Here is a 23,321-nt window from a genome sequence, read left to right on the forward strand (position 1 = left end):
CCTTTCCTGTTGTCTTACGAATACAGCTTCTCAATGCGCTGTAACTTACTCATTGCGCTCGCCTGACTTAAGCGTCCGCCTTTGATCAGGCTCCCATAGTTGGTCATTTCAGCCGCTGGAGCGGCCTCTGTTTTTCTATATTCATGTTTGATGCCATTATTCGATTTAGCATTCGAAATAAATTAATCATTGGCGCTTTTGTGGTTGCCCTGATTGGTTGGGGCGGCTACTCGGCGTATAACCTGCCGGTAGATGCCGTACCCGACATAACCAACAATCAGGTCGTTATTCTCACCCAAACGCCTGCCCTGGCGGCCCAGGAAGCCGAACGCTTCATAACAACTCCGCTCGAACTGGCGATGGCCAACCTACAGAACGTCGAAGAGATACGTTCGGTCTCCAGGCTGGGTATATCGGTGATAACCGTCGTCTTTACCGAAGACACCGACATGCTGAAAGCGCGTCAACTGGTTTCGGAACAGCTGCAAACGGCCGTTCAGGACATTCCGACCGATTATGGTCGTCCTTTTTTAGCGCCCATTACGACGGGGTTAGGCGAGATCTATCAGTATACCCTGGTTCCGCAGCCTGGCTACGAAGACCGGTACTCATTAACGGAGTTGCGATCCATACAGGACTGGATTGTAAAACGTCAGCTGGCGGGTATTCCGGGCGTAATTGAAATCAGCAGCTTCGGGGGGTATCTGAAAGAGTACGAAGTGGCTGTTGACCCAGATCGGCTGCGATCGGCCGGGGTGACCCTGACCGAGCTGACCGATGCCATGGCCCGCAACAATGCCAATACGGGTGGTTCCTACATCGAACGGAACAACCAGGCCTATTTTATCCGGGGCGAGGGAGCGGTGGCGAACCTGAACGATATTGAAAATATAATCATTAAAGCCGACCACGGCCTGCCCATTCGCATCGGTAACGTAGCCACAGCCCGTTTTGGTCATGCAGTACGTTTCGGTGCTCTAACCCGTAATGGCGAACGTGAAGCCGTGGGCGGCATCGTTCTTATGCTGAAAGGTGCCGATTCCGAAACGACCATCGAAGGCGTTAAAGAACGGATCAGGCGCATTCAGTCGTCGCTGCCCGAGGGAATCCGGATTGAACCGTTCATCGACCGAACCAAGCTGATCGACCAGACCATCAGCACCGTCAAACGTAACCTGCTGGAGGGAGGGTTGATCGTTGTCACCGTCCTGCTGATCCTAATCGGCAGTTGGCGGGCAGGCCTGATTGTTGCGTCGGTGATACCGCTTGCCATGCTGTTTACGCTGGGCATGATGAAAACGCTGGGTTTATCAGCAAATCTGATGAGTTTGGGCGCCATCGACTTTGGTTTGATTGTCGATGGATCGATCATTATTGTCGAGGCTGTGCTGCATCACTTCGGTTCGAACAAACGTTACGTTGGCCGGACCCTCAGCGCGGCCGAAATGGATGATGCGGTATTCGATTCGGCTTCGTCGATCCGGAAGTCGGCGGCTTTTGGTGAGATCATCATTCTGATCGTTTACTTGCCTATTCTCTCCCTGACGGGCATTGAAGGAAAAATGTTTCGGCCGATGGCGCAAACGGTCGGGTTCGCGATTCTGGCCGCGCTGGTCTTGTCGTTGACATACGTACCCATGATGTCGGCGCTGCTACTGCCAAAAACCATTACCGACAAGCGAACCTTCTCCGACCGGCTGATGGACTGGCTGTACAGACAGTACGAGCCGTTGGTGAAGGTGGCGTTACGTTGGCGCAAAACAACGGTGCTGGTTGCGGTAGGTATGCTGGCTGGGGTCGCGCTGCTCTTCGGTCGGCTGGGCGGTGAGTTTATCCCGCAGCTCGACGAAGGGGATATGGCGATCGACTTCCGAATGCCGTCGGGTACGTCGCTGTCAGCCACAATTGATGCTACACTCAAAGCCCAAAAAGCGCTGCGTACGCACTTCCACGAGGTAAAGCAGATTGTAGGTCGCGTGGGCGCGTCCGAAATTCCGACCGATCCGATGCCCGTTGAAATGTGCGATCTGATGATCAACATGAAAGAGCGATCGGCCTGGACAAACGCCACCGATCGCGAAGACATGGGCGAAAAGATGGCGGCTGTGCTGGAGCGGGAAGTTCCCGGTGCGTCGGCAGAGTTGACACAGCCCATCCAGATGCGTTTCAACGAAATGATGACTGGGGTAAAATCCGATATTGTGGTGAAAATTTTTGGCGATGATCTTCAACTGCTGTTCGACCGGGCGAACGCCTGTGCCCAGCTGATTGAGAAGGTGCCGGGCGTAGCCGGGCTGCGCGTTGAACAAACGGTGGGGCTACCCCAGATTAACATACAATATAAGCGGGATAAACTGGCGCAGTATGGAATTGCCATTGCCGACGTAAACCGGCTCATTAAAGCAGGCTTTGCCGGTGAAGCTACGGGTCTGGTGTATGAAGGAGAGCGTCGGTACGATATGGTTATCCGGCTCGACAGCGCCCGTCGACGGGATATAAACGACTTAAACGGGCTATACGTGTCCCTGCCCGGTGGTGGTAGTATTCCTCTGAATGAGGTGGCAACGATCAACTACACGCAGGCACCGGCTCAGATAGCTCACGACGGCACCAAACGGCGGATCACCGTTGGCATCAGTATTCGGGGGCGCGACGTGGAAAGCGTGGTAGGCGATATTCGGCAACGGATCGAATCAAAAGTCAAGCTGCCCACTGGCTACTATTTTACGTACGGGGGGGCCTTCGAAAACCTTCAGCGGGCTAAAGACCGGCTTAGTATTGCTGTTCCGGTGGCGCTGTTTCTCATTTTTATGCTCTTGTTTGCCACCTTCGGCTCGCTTAAATACGCCGTGTTGATTTTTAGCTCAATCCCGCTGGCGGCCGTTGGGGGTATACTGGCGTTGTGGATACGTGATATGCCATTTAGTATCTCGGCGGGCGTAGGTTTTATTGCCTTATTTGGGGTGGCTGTGCTGAACGGCATCGTGTTAATCGGCTACCTCAATGAGCTGGAACGCGATGGCGAACAGGACATTTACGAACGCATCCTGCACGGCCTGCGGGTTCGCTTTCGACCCGTCATCATGACGGCGGCTGTGGCATCGCTAGGGTTTTTGCCGATGGCTTTGTCAAAATCGGCCGGAGCGGAGGTTCAGAAGCCATTGGCGACAGTCGTTATTGGCGGCTTGATTACGGCCACCCTTCTTACTCTTATTGTGCTGCCCGTTCTATACAGTATGGTAGCCGGGAAAACGAAACGCGATACGTCCAGGCCTTCCACGGCTGTACCGACAGCGTTAACAATCTTGCTGATTATTGGACTCCGCAGCAGCGGGTTTGGCCAAACGTCGTTACCGCAGGTGCTTGAACTCGCGAATCGGCAAAGTCTTTTGTTACGGAGTAGTGCATTGGAAGTAGAGAGCCAGCGGGCCCTGATTCGTTCGTCGTTCGATCCGGCAAAAACCGGAGTGGAAGTGCAGGTTGGTCAGACGCAGGCTCAACCCACCGACTACATTGTGGGGGTGACCCAGACTTTTGCGCTGCCTTCGTTTTACAGAGCCCAAAAGCAGTTGTACCAAAGTGCGGCTACCTCAGCCGAGCGTCGGTTGGCGCTTCGGCGTTTAGAATTGAACACGAACATCAAGCAGGCGTATTATCAGCTTTTGTTTGATTATCGGTTAGATAACTTGCTGCGTCGGCAGGATAGTTTATTCCAGAATGCGGCCAGGGCTGCGGCTGTTCGTTACAAAACCGGCGAAACAAACCGACTGGAGCAGGTATCGGCCGACACCCGGCTGCAAGGTGTTCGCCTGCGGCAGTTAACGTTACGGGCCGACATCGAAGCGCATACGCGCGGCCTGCAGCTACTGGTAAATGCGCCCGCTCCCGTTGTCATAGATACTACTGTAGCTCTCCGTCGCGATCTGCCGCTGACCGAGCGGGTGATTTCGGACAGTAATCCGGTGCTGGCGGCTATCCAGCAGGAACGTACCGTCAGCCGGAATCAAACGGATCTGGAGCGCCAGCGATTAAAGCCAGACGTATTGATTGGTTATTACAACCAGTCGATCCTGCGTGAACTTGGGTACAATGTCGTACAGGCGGGTGTATCACTGCCGCTGTTCAATCAGGCTACGAAGGCCCGTATTGCCGCAGCTCGTATCAATGAACAGATTGTCGATAACAATCTTGCCTATACGCAAACGCAATTGACCGGGCGGCTGGCTATGCTGCAACGCAATGCCGAAACGCTACGTGCTTCGCTTACGTATTTTGAGCAGTCGGCCTTACCACAAGCCCGTTTAATTCAGTCAACGGCGTTACGTAGCTACCGGGCGGGCGAAATCGATTACGTAGAATTTTTTCAGAATGCCCAGCAGGCATTCGTCATCGAAGAGCAGTATCTCGAAGCTGCCTTCAACTATACCAATGTTACCATTCAACTTGAGCAGCTGCTGGGTATCGACTAGTGTTGGTAACCACTGCTCATTCACGATCCGAATCATTTTTAGTATGCGATACGTACTAGCATTTTTTAGTCTGATTACCCTTCTGGCCTGTTCCGGAAAAAGCGAACCCACCGAAGAGGACACATCGGCTTCAGGCGAACAAGCGGCCGTTGAAGCCCCCCAGGCCGACCAGGTTACGGTAACCCCTGAGCAGGCGAAGACAATCGGCCTGGCGATTGGCTCGGCCACGCAAACGAGCGTCAGCGATGAGATCAAAACAACCGGCACCGTCGATGTACCTCCTCAGTACATGGCTTCGGTGAGTCCGCTGATCAACGGCGTCATCAAAAGTGTAGGCGTGTTGCCCGGCCAGCGCGTTGCCAAAGGGGGCACGCTCGCTACCCTGCAAAGCCTAGATTACATTCAGATGCAGCAGGATTATTTGCAGGCGGTTAGTCAACTCACGTATCAGGAGGAAGAACTTCAGCGGCAGAAAACGTTAAATGCCGAAGATGTTGGGGCTAAAAAACGGCTTCAGCAGGCCCAGGCCGACTACAGCAGCAACCAGGCGTTGGTGAGTTCGCTGGTGCTTAAGCTCCGCACGCTGGGAACCCCCATGGAAGCGCTCCGAAAAGGCGTCTTGTCACCGGTTATGCGGATCGTTTCGCCGGTGGCGGGCTATGTAACGGCCTCTAACGTGCACCTGGGGCAGCAGGTAGCTACGACGGATGTGTTATTTCAAATAATGGATCAGACGCACAAACACCTGGAACTGAATGTCTACGAAAACGACGCCTTTAAGGTGAAAAACGGCCAGACAATCCTGCTCAATGATGTCAAGCTTGGGTCGGAAACCGTTCGGGGTAAGGTTTATCTGATTGGCAAAGCGTTTGAAGGCGAGGCACGTACCATCACCATCCACGGGCACATCGACAACGAAGCGCAGGAAGCCCGACTCATTCCGGGTATGTTCTTGAACGCGCGTATTCTGACGGGTACCCGTCAGGCCACTACCTTACCAGAGGAAGCCGTTGTACGCAAAGGTCAGAATGGATTCGTCTACGTACCGACCGGTCAGGGGCAAACGTTTCGCCGAATACCGGTCAAGATCGGGCAAAGCGAACAGGGCCGAATCGAAGTTGTCCCACTCACAGCAACCAATTTATCGAAGGTAGTCGTCAAAGGCGCTTATACTTTAGAAGCGCAGTTCACTAAAGGAGAGGGTGAGGAAGAAGAGTAGGAGAATGGCAGTTATAAATAAGGTACTTAACAACGTGCTAAAAACCAGAATGCAAATCTTTTACTTTTTGTCATTCCGAGGAACGACAAAAAGTATTTATATCGAAATGTGTGTCATACGTAGCTTACGCCAATGCTTCAAATAGAATCTCAGCGGGGTGCTTGGCGTGACGAGCCGTACCATCTTTAATCTGATGACGGCAGGAAGTTCCGGGGGCAGCAATAATCACATCGTCGGGTTGCTGGCGAACGGTCGGGAACAGCACCAGCTCCCCAATTTTCATCGATACGTCATAATGCTCCGCTTCGTAGCCAAACGAACCCGCCATGCCACAGCAGCCGGACGGAATCAACTGCACCGTGTAATTTTTGGGCAGCGACAGCGATTTCTTACCGGGTACCAGCGACGAGACCGCCTTTTGCTGGCAGTGTCCGTGCAGTTTTATCAGCCGCTTCTCATCAGTAAACTGCTCCGGACGAATGCGGTTGGCATCAAGCTCGCGAGCAACAAATTCTTCAAATGTCAGGGCGTGCTCGGCAATACGTTTCGCATCGGCCACTAACGACTCATCGACCAGGTCCGGGTATTCATCGCGGAACGTAAGAATGGCCGATGGTTCTAAGCCGACCAAAGGCGTATCGGCCGTAATCACGTCTTTAAGAGTACGCACGTTATACTCAGCTAACTGTTTCGCGTATTTGAGCATACCTTTCGACAAGGCCGCCCGACCACTTTCGCCGTGTTTCGGAATACGAACCTGGTAGCCAAGCCGCTCGAACAGCTCAATGGCTTTCTGCCCGACCTCTACGTCGTTGTAGTTGGTGAATTCATCGCAGAAAAGGTAAATTAAAGGACCATCGGCCTGTTTTGACCGTCGGCCATCGGCCCACCGCTTAAGCGTCGTTTTCCCCATCAGAGGCATGGTGCGCTCGGGGTGGAAACCTACTACACGATTGGCAATACGCCGAAGGGCCGGTGTACCCAATACGCCATTCCAGGCCCAGGGAACCAGCGAAGCCAGTCCGGACAACCGGGCGAAATTGGCAATGAGCCGCGACCGGATCGGTACGCCATTCACGTCGTAATAATGCTGTAAGAACTCCGCCTTCAGTTTGGCAACGTCTACGTTTGACGGGCACTCGTTTTTGCAGCCTTTACACGACAGACAGAGGTCATATACGTCTTTTATTTCTTCGTGGTCGAACCGGTTTTCTTTGGGCGAGCGCGTCAGCATCTCCCGCAAAATGTTGGCTCGCCCCCGCGTCGTGTCTTTTTCGTTCCGGGTCGCCATGTAACTGGGGCACATGGTACCGCCCGAAAGCTGGGTTTTGCGGCAGTCGCCGGAGCCGTTGCACTGCTCGGCATGTTGCAGAACCGTCTGGTCGTGGTACCGGAAGTACGTCTGAAACTCCGGAGTCTGCTGGCCAGCTTCGTACCGCAGGAACGTATCCATTGGGGGCGTTTCAACAATCTTGCCCGGATTGAAAATGCCGTCGGGGTCCCAGGTGTGCTTGAGCTGCCGCATTAGCTCATAATTGTGCGGACCAACCATCTGCGGAATAAATTCACCCCGTAGCCGCCCGTCGCCGTGTTCACCGGATAACGAACCGTCGTACTTCTTGACCAGCGTAGCAATCTCCTCGGCAATCATCCGGTATTGCCGGTGCCCTTCTTCGGTTTTGAGATTAATGATTGGTCGCAGGTGTAACTCACCCGAACCCGCGTGGGCGTAGTGGACCGACGCCATGTTGTGTTTGCGCAGAATCTCGTTGAAATCGCGGATGTAATCGGGCAGATCCTGTACATCAACGGCGGTATCTTCAATCACCGCCACCGCTTTTTCATCACCCGGCAGGTTGCCTAACAGACCTAAGCCGGCTTTGCGGAGTGTCCAGATTTTCTTGGTGTCATCGCCAAACAACAATGGGAAGTGATAGCCCAAGCCTGCCGCGCGCAGTTCAGCTTCCAGCTCAGCCGCCAACTGCTCAATTTCAGCCCGCGTATCGCGCGACAAATCGACCACCAGGATAATCGGAAAATGGCCGGTAGGCGTTTTCTGAACAAAGAAGCTGTTTTTTCGCTGTTCGGGATTTGTGTCAGCCCGCTCCAGGATAATATCGTCGATCAGTTCAACAGCGTAGGGCTTGTATGGAAGAGCGACCAACGTAGCTCGCAGCGATTCGTCGATGGAATGGCAGTGAATGCAAACCAGGCCGTTCTCTTTGGGAGGCAGCGGAACCAGATTCAGCTTGATCTCGGTCAGAAAACAAAGCGTACCTTCCGATCCGGCAATCAGCTTTGTTAGGTTAAAGGGCTCCCCGCCCTGCGTAAACGGCTCCATGTCGAGCAGCACATCCAAGGCATAACCCGTATTCCGCCGTTCGATGGTTTTCTTTGGGAAGTTGCGCCGAATTTCTTCCTGATTCACGGGATCAGCCAGCAGGGCATTCGTTTTGAGCAGAATCTTATCGGCCAATGTTGCCGATCCGTTTCGGCGGCTGGCTTCGCTAACCTGTTTGGTGAATTCCCAGTTGGTAACCGGACCAAACTCTACTTCCGAGCCGTCGGCCAACAATGCTTTCACGGACAAGGTATGCTCGCGCGTAGCCCGGTACACGACGGAGTTCGAGCCGCAGGAGTTATTGCCAACCATACCACCAATCATCGCCCGGTTCGCCGTGGAGGTTTCGGGGCCAAAGTACAAGCCGTACGGTTTCAGAAACTGATTCAACTCATCGCGGACAACACCGGGCTGCACGCGTACCCAGCGCTCGTCAGGATTTACCTCTAGAATTTTGGTAAAATGCTTGGATACATCCACCACAATGCCATTCCCGACCACCTGCCCTGCCAGCGATGTACCCGCCGTCCGCGGAATTAACGACACAGGTTCACCCGCCTGTTTTTGCTGCCGGGCGAAGGCGATTAACGCCTTCAGATCGTCTGCTGTTTTTGGAATGGCAACGGCGGCTGGCATCTCCCGGTAAGCCGATGCATCCGTTGCATATAAAGTGCGGTACGTAGTGTCAGTGAAAAGGTCGCCGGTCAACTGATCGGCTAATGTCTGGAAGGCGTAAGCGTTCATTACAGGCGGTCTGTCAGGCTTATAAGTGAATCAAGCCATTTGATCAGCAAAAATAGCTGTAAATACTACAAAAATTTTGCCTTTAGCGTTCTTACGCCGTTCGTACACATAAACATGGTAAAATTTTATTTATTGATAGAGGTTATTAAGTTAACTAGTTGATAGATAAATTATAATAATAATTGCAAAAGAAAATAGTGCAATTATGCTGGCATTTGTTAACAAATTTTATGATACGATTTTAGCCTTGGTTAACCCCATTTTAACTTTGTGACATTTGTATTTTCGTAATGACATTTTGTAATTTGCTGACTGGTTCGGGTTAATATTCTACTTTTTCTAAACAAGTTCCAATGGCAGTAGGACGGACAAGTGCGTAATAAGCCTGTTAGTCTGATAGTTAAGGACTCTAGAACGGGGATTAACGGGTTAATCTAGGCCAGAAATAATACTCATTTATTTAAAATCTTTATTGTATACCTATGATGGACAATTCCTACCTTATTTACCGTTCTGGTGGTTACGTAGGCCAGGTTAGGACAACCCAACCCCAGTCATTTGGGCGGAAAGCACTGATGAGCTTTGCTACCATGTTGGCTTTGGTGCTACTGGGTAGTTTTACCGCTTGGGCGCAGGAACGTACTGTAACCGGCCGGGTTACTGACGGAGCTGGCTCGGCGTTGCCGGGCGTTAGTGTGCAGTTGAAAGGCACCCAGCGCGGAACAAATACCGATGCTGAGGGGAAATTCAGCTTAAGTAACGTACCCGACAATGCGACGCTGGTGATGAGCTTTATCGGCTACACATCGCAGGAAGTGGCGGTTGGTAACCGGTCATCGATCGATGTCAAACTCGTCGACGATACAAAGGCACTGGAAGAAGTGGTGGTCGTAGGCTATGGTACTTCCAAGCGGAAAGACCTAACCGGATCAGTAGCTCAGGTTACGTCGAAAGATTTTAACGCTGGGGTAAACCCAAACCCATTGCAGGCTATCCAGGGTAAAGTTGCCGGTCTGGTTATTACCGCTCCGTCGGGTGATCCTAACCAGCAGCCAACCGTTCGTTTGCGTGGTTACACCTCGCTAGCCGGTGGTTCGGATCCTCTTTACGTTGTAGATGGTATGATTGGTGTTCCTATCAACACCATCGCTCCTTCCGACATCGAGTCAATGGATGTATTGAAAGACGCTTCTGCAGCCGCCATTTATGGTTCGCGAGCGGCCAATGGCGTTATACTCATTACAACCAAGCGCGGTAAGTCGGGTAGAACAACGGTTTCTTTTAATAACTATGTAGGTGTATCTACCATTTCAAAGCGGTATGAAATGCTGGACGCACAAGGGTATCGGGATGCCGTTTCTCAGATCAAGGGAGCTGCTTCCTTAAACGATAAACAGCGTTTCCCGGATGGAAACTATAATACCGACTGGACGAAGGAAGTTACACAGAACGGAGCTGTCAACAACCATGATCTCGCTATTGCAGGTGGTTCACAAGCGTTCAGTTATCGGGGTTCGCTCAACTACATCAATCAGAACGGTATTATCAAAAATACGGGACTGGATCGTATAACGGGTCGTATTAACCTCGATCAGAAGTCGTTCGATAACCGGCTAAATATTCAGTATAACCTGTCATATTCGGAAACGAACAAAAAATACGATAGTGGCATCATCGGCCGTGCCGTTACGTTTCTACCGACATTGCCGGTACGCAACGCTGACGGCTCGTATTATGAGGTAGGGGGAAGCTTCGACCTCTTCAATCCGGTTGCCATGCTCGAAAACGTTATCAACAACGGCGTACAGCGATATTTGCAGGGAGGAATGAACCTGCGCTATGAGGTGTTAGACGGTTTGACACTTGGCGTTAATGGTCAGATACAGCGGGATAACACCGTTGATAACTTCTATACCAATCCAGCTATTAAAGCATTTGCCGCTAACAATGGTCGGGCAAGCCGTAATTTTAGAGAATCAAATACGAAATTGCTGGAGCTGACGGCTAACTACGCCAAAGGATTTGGCACTCAAAACAGCAACTACTCATTATTAGCGGGTTATTCGTACCAGAATTTTGATAACGACGGCTTTCAGGCAGCTAACTCGGGTTTCGTAACCAGCGATATCAATTACAGCAACCTTGGTTTGGGCTCAGGTACACTGGTGAACCCCGGTAACAACTACGCCACTTCTTACCGCAACAACTCGAAGCTGATCTCCTTCTTTGGGCGGGCTACGTTGAATTTGAACGATAAGTACAACGTCACTGCTACGGTGCGTCGGGATGGTAGTTCTAAATTCGGTGCCAACAACAAATGGGGCGTGTTCCCGTCGGTAGGTGCAGGCTGGACTCTTTCCAACGAGCCCTTCTTCCCCAAAGGAAACACACTTAACTTCCTGAAACTGCGTGCTGGATGGGGCCAAACGGGTAACTCGGAAGGTATTGCAGCTTACAACTCGATTCAGTTGTACGGCCAGAAAGGTACGTACTACGATGGTACGCTGGGAGACTTCCTGCCAGGGTATGGTATCTCGCAAAACGCGAATCCGAACCTGAAATGGGAGGTACTGACAACCTCGAACGTTGGTCTGGACTTCCAGTTGCTGGGTGGCCGTTTCTCGGGTACGCTTGAATATTATAACAAGCTGACCAAAGACATGCTCTATCCGTACTCGGTGCCTGCCGATGGTATTACGTACTTTACCAACACGATTCTGGCCAACGTAGGCTCGATGCGTAACAGCGGGTTTGAACTATCCTTCGGTGGCGATGTGATTCAGAAAGGGGACTTCTCCTGGAATTCACGGGTTGTAGGTGCCTACAACAAGAACACCATTGTTTCGCTGTCAAACGAGGAGTTTAGTAATGGTCAGGTTCGTTTTAACCCGTTCAACGGTCGTGGTCTGTCAGACGTATTTGCTTCCTATTTAACACCAGGTCAGCCGCTGGGCGAGTTCAACAACGTTCCTACGTTTACAGGAGTTTACGCTGCTGATGGCCAGCCCTTGCTAAAACCAGGTTCAGGGGATACACCGGTAACGGATGTATCGAAAGCGGATGCAGCGGCTGCTGTTGCAGCCGGTAACCCGCTCAGACAGGGTAATCCGCAGCCGTTCCTGAACGCTTCGTTTATCAACACATTCCGCTATAAAGGATTCGATTTGTACTTCCAGTTGCGCGGTACGTTTGGAAATACGATCCTGAATGCCATCCGGTCCAACCTGCTGATTCCGGGTTCTATTCTGGAAACGAACATGCTGAAAGGCGTAACGGACTACCCTAGCAATTACGGGGTGAACGTATTGTCGACAAACTGGCTGGAGAGCGGTTCATTTGTGCGTTTCGATAACTGGCAAATTGGCTATAATATCCCACTACCAGCCAGCAAATACATCTCGAACGCCCGGATTTATGCTGGTGGTAACAACTTGTTCATCATCACTAAATATAAAGGCGTTGATCCCGAGCTACAAGTAAAAGCTGATCTGCAGAATAATGGTCAACTTCAGCAGGCACCTAATGCCGTTGGTTTAGATGGAGGTGGCTACGGAAACGTCGTTTATCCCAAAACTCGTACGTTCCAGCTAGGCTTAAATCTGACGTTCTAATTAGTAATCTGTTCTTGACCAATCTATGATGAAATAAACAGATTGGTCAAGAACAACGGATTAAACACATTGTTAGTCCGTACAAATTGATTAAGAACTGTAACTAACTAAATTTCAAAAACTTACTATGAAATATTTCACGGTAAAAGTGCTTCTGGGTTGTTCGGCGCTGATGCTGGCAGGTCAGGCCTGTACAGATCTTACCGAAACCACGTACGACGTTATCCCAACCAGCGGTACGTTTGGTAGCACTCCTGCACAGGCCGCTGCCCTGATTGGCCCCCTCTATAACGGGTTAGGCGAATACTGGGGTAACAAAGTCAACATGAACGCCACGACGGACGAAATGATTGTTCCGACTCGCGGAGGTGACTGGAAAGACGGCGATAACTGGCTTCGTTTGTATACGCACACCTGGAACCCGGTCACTGACAATGGCCAGTTTAATGGGCCCTGGAACTGGTGCTATAATAATATTACGTCAATCAACCAGCAGCTTGGTACAATTAAAGATGAGGCTACTAAAGCGGAGTTGCGGGCTTTACGGGCGTTCTTCCATTATGAGGCCATGGATATGTTCGGTAACGTAATCATTGCCGACCAGGTCAGCAGCGGAACGCCTAAGCAAAGTACCCGCACCGAAGTGTTTAATTTCGTCGAGAAAGAGCTACTGGCCATTCGTCCGAACTTAAGCAGTACGGTTGGTGGAGCGTATTATGGGCGGATGAACAAGTACGTAGTCGATATGATTCTGGCTAAAATGTACTTGAATGCGCAGGTATATACCGGAACCCCTCGCTGGCAGGATGCGATTACTCGTTGCGATACGATTATCAATTCGGGTAAATTCAGATTGGCCAGTGATTTCTTCAGCAATTTCAGCATCCAGAACCAGGGCTCGCCTGAAATTATTCTGGCTACGCCTTTTGACAAGTCGAAGCGGGGCGGTTTCCACCCCCAGATGCAGACGCTTCACTACCTGAACCAATTGACGTACAACATCGGTACGGCTCCCTGGAATGGCTTTGCTGCAGTAACCGAATTCTACAACTCTTTCGACGACAAGGACGTCCGCAAGAAAATGTGGCTCGTCGGTCAGCAGTATAAAGCCGATGGCACACCGTTGCAAGATGATAACATACCGCTGGCTTACACACCAGAAGTTAAGTCATTTGTCTTGGCTGCGGGGGCTGAAGGACGGGTGCAAGGCGCACGTTACCAGAAATACGAAATTCAGAAGAACAACAGCTTCACCGAGCAGGATAATGACTTCGTTGTTTTCCGCTTAGGCGACGTGTATCTGATGCGGGGTGAAGCCAAGTTCCGCCTAGGGAACACGGCGGGAGCTTTGACCGACATGAACGTCATTCGGGCGCGGGCGGGTATGCCAGACTTTACGGCGCTGACGCTGCCAAATATTCTGGCCGAGCGGGGCCGCGAGCTGGCAGGCGAGTTGCACCGCCGTCAGGACCAAATTCGGTTCGATACGTATGCAGATGCAAAACGGTTCAAGGCCGTCGATCCGGATAAGCACTTCTACCTGTATCCGATTCCGAACGATCAGCTTTCGCTGAATCCAAACTTAAAGCAGAATCCGGGCTATTAACCCATTCCTGATTCAGTCAACAAAAAAGCAAGCTCAATCGGGCTTGCTTTTTTGGTATTCATCCCTGATTAAAAGCCAATTAATTATCGGAAACGGATAAATAGAACACTATTTTTAATAGATTTGTCTTCTATTCCAGAACTGTTCCTAGACCCTTCCTGCTCTTAGTCCGTAACTGATACATTTCTTATTAGGTGTTTGTGCTGATGCGCATTTGTTTCTTTTTCTTCAGTGTAGTCATACTGGCTGGTTGTCGGTCAGGTCAGCAGAGCCCTTCAGACCCGCTATTTCAAAAACTTTCTGCCGACGAAACACGGATCAATTTCGTCAATACGGTTACTGACGATAAAGATTTCAATATTTTCAACTACCGAAATTTCTACAACGGTGGTGGCGTCGCTATCGGGGACGTAAACGGCGATGGTTTGTCGGACTTGTTCCTGATTGCCAACATGGGCGACAGCAAACTGTATCTCAATCGCGGTAAGATGCAGTTCGACGACGTAACGCCTAAAGCCGGAGTAGCTGGTAAACGGGCCTGGAGTACGGGCGCTACGTTTGCGGATGTTAATGGAGACGGGCGACTGGACTTGTACGTATGTAATGCTGGCATCCGGAAAGGAGACGATCGGGCCAACGAATTATACATAAACACCGGAAACGATAAAAACGGCATCCCTACGTTTCAGGAGCAGGCGGCTGAATACGGGTTGAACGACCGGGGGTATTCGACCCACGCGGCTTTTTTTGACTACGACCGCGACGGTGACCTGGACATGTATCTGCTCAACAACAGTTTTATGCCGGTTGGGCGGTTAATGTACGCCAACATACGGGCCCAGCGGGATTCGCTCGGGGGGCATAAGCTGTTCAGGAACGATCAGGAAAAAGGCAAACACTTCGTTGACGTCAGCGAACAGGCGGGCATCTATGGCAGCCTGATTGGCTTTGGGCTGGGGATTACCATCGGCGACGTAAACGATGACAACTGGCCAGACATCTATATTTCTAACGACTTCTACGAGCGCGATTACCTGTACATCAACAAGCAGGATGGTACGTTCCGCGAAACCATTAAAGAGTCGATGCCGCATACCAGTCTATCGTCTATGGGCGCAGATGTGGCAGATATTAACAACGACGGCAAACTGGATATTTTCATTACCGACATGTTGCCCGGTGATGATCGGCGGCTGAAAAAGAATTCTACTTTCGAGAGCCACGAACTGGAGCAGATTAAGCTCAACCGCGATTTTCACTATCAGGTCATGCAGAATATGCTGCACGTGAACCAGGGCAATCAGCCAGGTAACGAAGGGCTGCCGACGTTCAGTGAAGTGGCCCGATTTGCCGGGGTTCACGCCACTGACTGGAGCTGGGGTGCCTTGATCTTCGACATGGATAACGATGGTCGTAAGGATCTATTTGTAGCGAATGGGATCGCCAAGGACGTAACGGATCAGGACTTCGTTAACTTCCTTGCCGATCGAGAAAATATTGCCCAGATTGCCCGCCAGCGTGCTTTTAATTTCAAAGAATTTCTCGACAAAGCCCCTTCAGAAGCTGTACCGAACTACGCGTTTCGGAACGAAGGGAATCTCCAGTTTACAAACAAGGCGTTTGAGTGGGGATTATCCGAACCGGACTTTTCGAATGGGGCCGCGTATGGAGACCTCGACAACGATGGGGACCTGGAACTGGTTGTCAACAACGTCAACTCGCCCGTAGCTATTTATCAGAATCTGTCCCAGGAGAAGTTGAAAACCAACTATCTAAAAGTAAAACTGGTAGGTGAAGGCAAAAACCTAAACGCGATTGGAGCACGAGTATTTGTTTACCAGGCGGGGCAGACGCAGGTGTTGCAGCAAATGCCAAACCGTGGCTTTCAATCCTCAGTCGATTTGAACATGGTGTTCGGTCTGGGAAACCAGCCGCAAATTGATTCCGTACAGGTGATCTGGCCTGATAATCGGATGCAGACGCTACGTCAACCCAAAGCGAACCAACTGCTGACGCTTCGCATAAAGGAGGCTAATCAGCTATGGAGGCCCGCTGCCAGTCGTACAGAAGGGGCTTTCGTTGATAATTCAGCCGCGTCGGGGTTAAACTACGTTCATGCCGAAAGCAACTTTGTTGATTATAATCGCGACGCTTTGCTCAAGCAGCAACTGTCTACCCAAGGGCCGGCGATGGCTACTGGGGATGTTAATGGCGACGGTTTAGAGGACATCTTCTTTGGGGGCGCCGACGGGCAAGGTCACCGGCTCTTTATCCAGCAACCGGGTGGTCGTTTCGTGGAGAAGACGTCGATTTCTCTACGTCAGGATACGGCCTGCGAAGCTGCGGACGCTGTTCTGTTTGATGCAGATGGAGACACTGACCTGGATCTTTACGTGGTTACGGGTAGTAACGAATACGATGCCAACGCCGAGGAGTTGCTGGATCGGTTTTACTTCAACGATGGGAAAGGTGTATTCACGCGTTCTGAAACGGCATTGCCCAATCTGAAAGCGAGTGGTTCCTGTGTAGCCGCTGCCGATTTCGATCAGGATGGCGACGTGGATGTGTTCGTCGGCTCTCGCTTGGTTCCGGGTCAGTATGGACACAATCCTCCGAGTTATCTACTAACCAACGACGGTACCGGTAATTTCAAGAACTACACCAAGCGGTCGTTACCAGACGCCGATCAACTAGGTATGGTAACCAGCGCCAGTTGGGCCGATCTCAACGGGGACAAGTTTCCCGAACTGATCATTGTGGGGGATTGGATGCCCATACGGGTGATGGAAAACAAACGGGGTAAGCTGAGTCAGAATCCAGCCATGACTATAACGGATGCAAAAGGGGAAGCGCTGAAAACCAATGGCTGGTGGAACTGCGTGAAAGCCGGTGATGCCGATGGCGACGGAGATCTTGATCTGGTAATCGGAAATCTGGGCCTGAACTCCCGAATCCGAGCTACGCAAACCACACCCGCCGAGCTTTACATCGGCGATTTTGACCAGAACGGAACAACGGAACAGATCATTAACTGCGCCGACGAAACCGGTGAATTATTCCCGATGGTGTTGAAGCAGGACTTGCAGAAACAGATGCCCAGCATCAAGAAAAAGTACATAAAATACACGGATTACGCCGGTAAGAAAATCACCGATATTTTAGACGAAAAGCAGCTCAGCGAAGCCATTGTGCAACGAGCCTATATGGGTGCCTCAGTGCTGCTCCTGAACGACGGCAAAGGAAAACTAACGGTACAGCCGCTTCCGGCCGAAGCGCAGTTTTCGCCAGTCTGTGGGATTCAGTTTCTCGATTACGACCACGATAACCGAACCGATCTGGTATTAGCCGGTAACTTCTTCGACGTATTACCCGAAGTAGGGCGTTACGATGCCAGTTATGGAGTCGTGCTACGTAATGCAGGTAAAGCCAAAGACGGGATGATACGTTATCAGGCTGTCAATCCCGCTCAGTCTGGCTTTTTTGTGCGGGGGCAGGTTCGGCGTATGGCCCGGCTGGCACAGGGACAGCTCGTGCTAGCTAAAAACAACGATCGGGCACAGCTCTTTGTGCTGAAAAAATAACAGACAACGAACGCTCCTTTACGCGTTGTCTTTATCATTCACTATTCGACAAATGAAACGGATTGCTTTCTTCTTCTTCGCCAGCGTAACCGCATTGGTGGGCTGTAACTCGTTTAATACCGAAAAACAACTTTTTCAGTCGCTCGACTCTACTCAGACGGGTGTGGGCTTCATTAACCACGTGGTACCGTCCCAAAAACTGAATATCCTGGACTATCTGTATTTCTATAACGGCGGGGGGGTATCGGCGGGTGACATTAACAATGATGGCCTGACGGATTTGTACTTTGTGTCGAACCAGGGCAAAAACAAGCTGTACCTGAACAAAGGAAACTTCAAATTCGAGGACATCACGGAAAAAGCCGGAGTGGAAGGCTTCTCCGACTGGCAGACCGGCTCAACGATGGCTGACATAAATGGCGACGGATTGCTCGACATCTACGTGTGTGCCGTGGGTAACTTTCGGGGGCTGGAAGGAGCTAACGAGTTATACATCAACAACGGTGACAATACGTTCACCGAGAAAGCTGCCGATTACGGACTCGACTTTACGGGTTTTTCAACGCAGGCTGCTTTCTTCGATTATGACCATGATGGAGATCTGGATTGCTACCTGTTAAATCACGCTGTGCACACCTCCCGCAGTTACGACCGTGTAACCGCCCGCAATCTTCGGAATAATGAGTCGGGCGATTACCTGTACCAGAACATGAGTGTTGAGCAGGGGCCCACAGGTCAAAAGACTCAGGGCGCAGAGGCCGCACCGAAGGGTCGTATAATCAAGTTCGTCAACGTGAGTGAAAAAGCCGGTATATACGGCGCAGCTATGGGCTACGGACTGGGTATATCGGTGGCGGATCTGAACAATGATGGTTGGGAGGATCTATATATCTCGAACGACTTTCACGAGGACGACTACTACTACATCAATAACCAGAATGGTACGTTTACAGAAAGCGTAAAGAAAGCGTTCCAGCATACGAGTCGCTTTTCGATGGGTAACGATGTGGCGGATGTGAACAACGACGGGTTCGCGGATGTCGTTACGCTCGATATGTATCCCGAAGACGAGACGGTCGAAAAGGCATCGTTAGGCGAAGACCCTCTGGATATCTATCTGTACAAACTGGCTTACGGATATATGAACCAGTATAGTCGAAATTGCCTGCAACTGAACCTGTCGGGTAAAAAGTTTATGGACATAGGCGTAATGGCCGGTGTAGCCGCTACTGACTGGAGCTGGTCGCCTTTGCTGGCGGATTACGATAACGACGGCATTAAGGATTTGTTCGTCTCGAATGGCATTGTTCGCCGTCCGAATAACCTGGAGTACGTAAAGTTTGCTTCCGACGACTCACTGCGGTATGCTATGGAAACCTCAAAATCGCTCGATGAGCGGGCGACCAAGCTCATGCCTGAGGGCAAAGTTCACAACTACCTGTACCGGGGAACGTCCAGCCTGCGATTTGATGATAAGTCGACAGCTTGGGGATTTAGTACGCCCACATTCTCAAACGGATCGGCTTATGCGGATCTGGATAACGATGGCGATCTGGACCTGATCACGAATAACATCGATGATCCGGCCGGGTTGTATCGCAATGATGCGAACACAATTTATCCGGACAACAAATACCTGACAGTTAAACTAAAAGGGCAGGGGCCCAACGTATTTGGGGTAGGGGCCAAAGTTATTCTAAAGTATAAAGATACCACCGCTGGCAATCAGGTGCAGGTACAGCAGTTAATGCCTACTCGTGGGTTTATGTCGTCAGTAGCGCCCGAACTGTTGTTTGGGCTAGGAAAGCGATCTGTAATTGACTCGGTGATTGTGATCTGGCCAAGTCAGCGGATGGAAGTCCGAACGAACGTCCAGACGAATCAGGTACTAACGGTCAGACAGGCCGACGCTACGCTAGATGCCACTACGTATCGCTACACTAGAGCAACCGGTCAGCCCCTGTTTACGGATGTTTCGGCAACGGACTCAATCCCTTATCGCCATCAAGAAAATAAAGAATACTTCGATTACGTACGTGAGCCGCTCATGCCGTTTCAGGTTTCTACTGAAGGACCTCACTTGGCGGTTGGGGATGTAAACGGTGATGGCCTGGAGGATATGTATGCCGGTGGGGCCAAATGGCGGGCTGGTAGCTTACTGATCCAACAGCCTACTGGCCAGTTTAAAGCTATGCCGCAGTCCGCCTTTGCCAAAGACTCGGTGTACGAAGACGTAGACGCGGTTTTTTTCGACGCCGATGGCGATAAAGACCTGGATTTATACGTAGTGTCGGGCGGCAATGAGTTCTACGACAAAATGCCGGAACAGTTCGACCGCCTTTACCTCAATGACGGAAAAGGTAACTTCAGCCGGTCAGCCAATGCATTACCAGCCATGTATGACAACAAAAGCTGCGTTCGGCCCTTCGACATTGACCACGACGGCGACCTGGATCTGTTCGTTGGTGGGCGTGTCGTCGGCTTTGGATACGGAAAGTCGCCTAACTCGTATCTGCTCATCAATGACGGGAAAGGCCGGTTTTCGGACCAGACGGATAAGCTGTCGACTGGCCTGCGCAAAGCGGGTATGATTACCGACGCGGTTTGGGCGGATTACGACGGCGATAAAGACGTAGACCTGATTCTGGCCGGTGACTGGATGCCGGTTCGTGTCTTCGCGAATAACAAGGGCAAGTTCACCGAGGTCAAAACCATTACAGCTGATAAAACGCCACTGAACGGATTCTTTCAACGTATCATCGCGGCTGATTTTGACCGGGATGGCGATCTGGACCTTATAGCCGGTAACCTAGGCACCAACACCAAACTACGTAAGGGTGATGACCCTCAGTTGCGGATGTGGGTTAAAGATGTTGACAATAACCAAAGCCTTGAGCAGATCATTGCCTATAAACGGGGCGATGACTGGTACCCGTTGGCATTCAAAGATGAACTGGGTAAGCAAATGCCGAGTGTAATCAATAAGAGATTCACGGATTACGTATCGTTTGCGGGTAAGCCCTTACAGGACGTATTGAACAAGGACGAACTGAAAGGCGCCGATGAGTACATGGTCAATCAATTTGCATCGGTGTACCTGGAGAATCAGGGCGGTACGTTCGTTGTCCATGAGTTGCCCATGCTCGCGCAAGTATCAAAGCTATTTGCGCTACATCCGATTGATATAGATCAGGATGGCGATCTGGATGTAGTAGGAGGAGGTAACTTCTACGGAGTCAGTACGTATCAGGGGCGCTACGATGCCAGTTATGGGTTGGTGTTACGTAACGACGGTACGGGGAAGTTCACCGCTCTATCACCGGTAGATACCGGCTTCTTACTGAATGGCGAAATACGGGACATTCGCCCTGTTAAGACCCCAGCAGGCACGCTGATTACCATCGCTAGAAATGGACAAGCTATGCAAGCTTTTAGATTGAAAACCAGCGCTTTAAATCGATAGAAAGTCTGTAAATATTACTAATGTTCTGGAATTTCTCGGGTATTAGTATTGTTAATTAGTAGAGTAGGCGAAAGCTACTCAAATCAGTTGACTAACCCACTAATTAACAAATAGATGAAACGAACACTTGCCCTGGTCACCGCCCTAATACTAGGTTGGTTTGGCCAACTTGCGATTGCACAAGTAAGTACTGATTACGATCGTTCGGTCGATTTCACCCGCTATCATTCGTACGCGTTTGCGAAGCCTAGTGTGAAAACGGGCAACAATCCGATCTATAATAGCCCGCTGTTGCTGGAAAACATTCAGGGAAATCTGGCGCGTGAATTGAAAGACCGAGGTTTGACTTATCAGAAATCAACTCCGGATCTGCTGGTAAAGGTACATACCTATACCGAGAACAAAACTCGCAACGTCCTGAACAGCTCGTACCCATACGCTGGAGGTTTTTTCCCGTATCGTTTTGGTTTTTGGCCGTATTGGGGTGGCTATTATGGTGGCCAAACCTATTGTCAGGAGAACTACACGCAGGGTACGCTGCTGGTTGATATGATTGATGCGCGCACGAACAAGCTCTTATGGCGGGGTGCCGTTCAGGGTGTGGTGGATAATCCCAAACGCCTGGAGCGCCAGGTCGCCCGTGGGGTCCGTAAAATTATGAAAGATTACCCCGTGAAAGCGTCTTAATTGAGTTATAAAGTTGATAGAGCCCCAACTACATCATGTAGCTGGGGCTTCGTTTTATATAATCAGGCAAATGATATTACTCATACCCAGCTTTTTAGTATGCCAATTAATTCCGTTATTTTTGTAGGTACTAGTCATTATACACGTATTGTTGGCTGGCTAACTTGTCTTTTCCTATGCGTTCCTTACTTCAATTCAGCTATCTGCTCGTCGTTGCACTGGTAGGGCTGGCTGGTTGTCAGAAATCGGCGACACCGGCCGAGTACAATGGTACTACGGCTAACCCTGAGTACTACAACAAAGCCTTAAACAAGCTAACGGAGGTCGTTATTCACGATATTTTTTCTCCGCCTGTAGCCAGTCGTATCTATGCCTACGCTAACCTGGCGGGTTACGAAGCTCTCGTACCGTTCGATCCGAATTATGAATCCCTGGGTGGTAAACTGAAGCGCTTTCAGTCGGGGCCTGCACCGGAAGCGGGTAAAGAGTATTGCTTTCCACTCGCGAGCAGCCGGGCCTTTTTAACAGTAGCTCGTGCGCTAACCTTTTCGGGTGAGTTCTACGATGAGTTCGAAAAAACATTCTACGAGCAATACAAAAAGGACGGCGTGCCTGATGAGGTCTATGAGCGCTCAATGGCTTATGGCGAAGCCGTCGCCAAGCACATTCTGGATTATGCGGCTAAGGATAGCTACAAACAGACCCGGGGTTTCAAACATACTGTTACGAATGTAGAAGGTACGTGGGTACCAACGCCCCCGGCCTACATGGATGCCGCCGAACCGCAATGGAACAAACTGCGCTGCTGGGCAATGGATACCTGTAACCAGTTTATGCCACCTCGTCCGTTCAAATATAGCCTCCAGAAGGGAAGCCCCTATGAGAAAGAGCTGATGGAGGTTTATGAAACTGGCAAAAACATGGATAAAGAGAAGCAGGATATTGCCTATTTCTGGGATGACAACGCCTTTGTGATGAATGTAGCAGGCCACGTCATGTACGCTTCGAAAAAAATGACGCCGGGCGGACACTGGCTGGGTATTGCTCAAACGGTTGCCCGCCAAAGAAAACTAAACCTCATACGGACGGTCGAAGCCTATACGTTGACCTCGTTTGCGGTAACAGACGGTTTCATTGCCTGCTGGGATGAGAAATACCGTAGTAACACGGTTCGGCCCGAGACGGTGATCAATAAGAACATCGACCCAAAGTGGACGCCTTTTCTGCAAACACCTCCCTTCCCAGAATACCCAAGCGGCCACAGCACCATTACGGCCGCAGCGGCTACAGTATTGACTAGTTTGATCGGCGACAATGTTGCGTTCGTCGATTCCACGGAATATCAGTATGGACACGGTGTTCGGTCGTTTGCTTCGTTTAAGGCAGCCGCTCGTGAAGCGTCGATCAGTCGGTTGTACGGTGGAATTCACTACCGATCTGCTTTGAATAACGGATCGGTCATAGGCGAACAGGTAGGGCAATTAGTATTGCAAAAGATTCGTACCCGTAAATCTGCCGTTGCTCAGCGGTAAACGGACATACCTCAAAACCAGAAAAGCCTGAACCGAGATCTTGGTTCAGGCTTTTCTGGTTTCAGAAC

General features: G+C 50.7%; 9 protein-coding genes. 8 read left to right on the forward strand and 1 reads right to left on the reverse strand.

Annotated elements, in window-relative coordinates:
* The first annotated feature begins 143 nt into the window (after nt 1–143).
* Both ACYVIY_RS15075 and ACYVIY_RS15080 read left to right on the forward strand, forming a co-directional pair.
* Nucleotides 144–4,469 carry a CusA/CzcA family heavy metal efflux RND transporter gene (locus tag ACYVIY_RS15075; RefSeq protein ID WP_460977194.1) on the forward strand — a complete coding sequence of 1,442 codons (4,326 nt, stop codon included), beginning with the start codon at nt 144–146 and terminating at the stop codon, nt 4,467–4,469.
* Between the two features lie 43 nt (nt 4,470–4,512).
* Nucleotides 4,513–5,688, forward strand: coding sequence for an efflux RND transporter periplasmic adaptor subunit (locus ACYVIY_RS15080; RefSeq protein WP_460977195.1), 1,176 nt, complete (start codon nt 4,513–4,515; stop codon nt 5,686–5,688).
* A gap of 124 nt (nt 5,689–5,812) precedes the next feature.
* On the opposite strand, the gene ACYVIY_RS15085 is transcribed toward ACYVIY_RS15080, so the two are convergent.
* The gene (locus ACYVIY_RS15085) at nt 5,813–8,773 is read right to left on the reverse strand and encodes an FAD-binding and (Fe-S)-binding domain-containing protein (RefSeq protein ID WP_460977196.1); all 2,961 of its coding nucleotides are present in this window, start codon (nt 8,771–8,773) and stop codon (nt 5,813–5,815) included.
* A gap of 482 nt (nt 8,774–9,255) precedes the next feature.
* On the opposite strand from ACYVIY_RS15085, the gene ACYVIY_RS15090 reads away from it, so the two are divergent.
* The 6 genes from ACYVIY_RS15090 (at nt 9,256) to ACYVIY_RS15115 (ending at nt 23,253) form a co-directional block, all read left to right on the forward strand.
* Nucleotides 9,256–12,384 carry a SusC/RagA family TonB-linked outer membrane protein gene (locus ACYVIY_RS15090; RefSeq protein ID WP_460977197.1) on the forward strand — a complete coding sequence of 1,043 codons (3,129 nt, stop codon included), beginning with the start codon at nt 9,256–9,258 and terminating at the stop codon, nt 12,382–12,384.
* A 127-nt stretch (nt 12,385–12,511) separates the two neighbouring features.
* Nucleotides 12,512–13,990 (forward strand): RagB/SusD family nutrient uptake outer membrane protein, encoded by a 1,479-nt coding sequence (locus ACYVIY_RS15095; protein WP_460977198.1) that lies wholly within the window; start codon nt 12,512–12,514, stop codon nt 13,988–13,990.
* 206 nt (nt 13,991–14,196) lie between these two features.
* Nucleotides 14,197–17,571, forward strand: coding sequence for a VCBS repeat-containing protein (locus ACYVIY_RS15100; RefSeq protein WP_460977199.1), 3,375 nt, complete (start codon nt 14,197–14,199; stop codon nt 17,569–17,571).
* A gap of 52 nt (nt 17,572–17,623) precedes the next feature.
* Entirely contained in the window at nt 17,624–21,034 is a 3,411-nt protein-coding gene (locus ACYVIY_RS15105) for a VCBS repeat-containing protein (protein ID WP_460977200.1), read from the forward strand.
* A gap of 114 nt (nt 21,035–21,148) precedes the next feature.
* The gene (locus ACYVIY_RS15110) at nt 21,149–21,721 is read left to right on the forward strand and encodes a DUF4136 domain-containing protein (RefSeq protein ID WP_460977201.1); all 573 of its coding nucleotides are present in this window, start codon (nt 21,149–21,151) and stop codon (nt 21,719–21,721) included.
* 176 nt (nt 21,722–21,897) lie between these two features.
* Nucleotides 21,898–23,253 (forward strand): vanadium-dependent haloperoxidase, encoded by a 1,356-nt coding sequence (locus ACYVIY_RS15115; protein WP_460977202.1) that lies wholly within the window; start codon nt 21,898–21,900, stop codon nt 23,251–23,253.
* Nucleotides 23,254–23,321: the final 68 nt, after the last annotated feature.

The organism is Spirosoma knui (assembly GCF_054780635.1).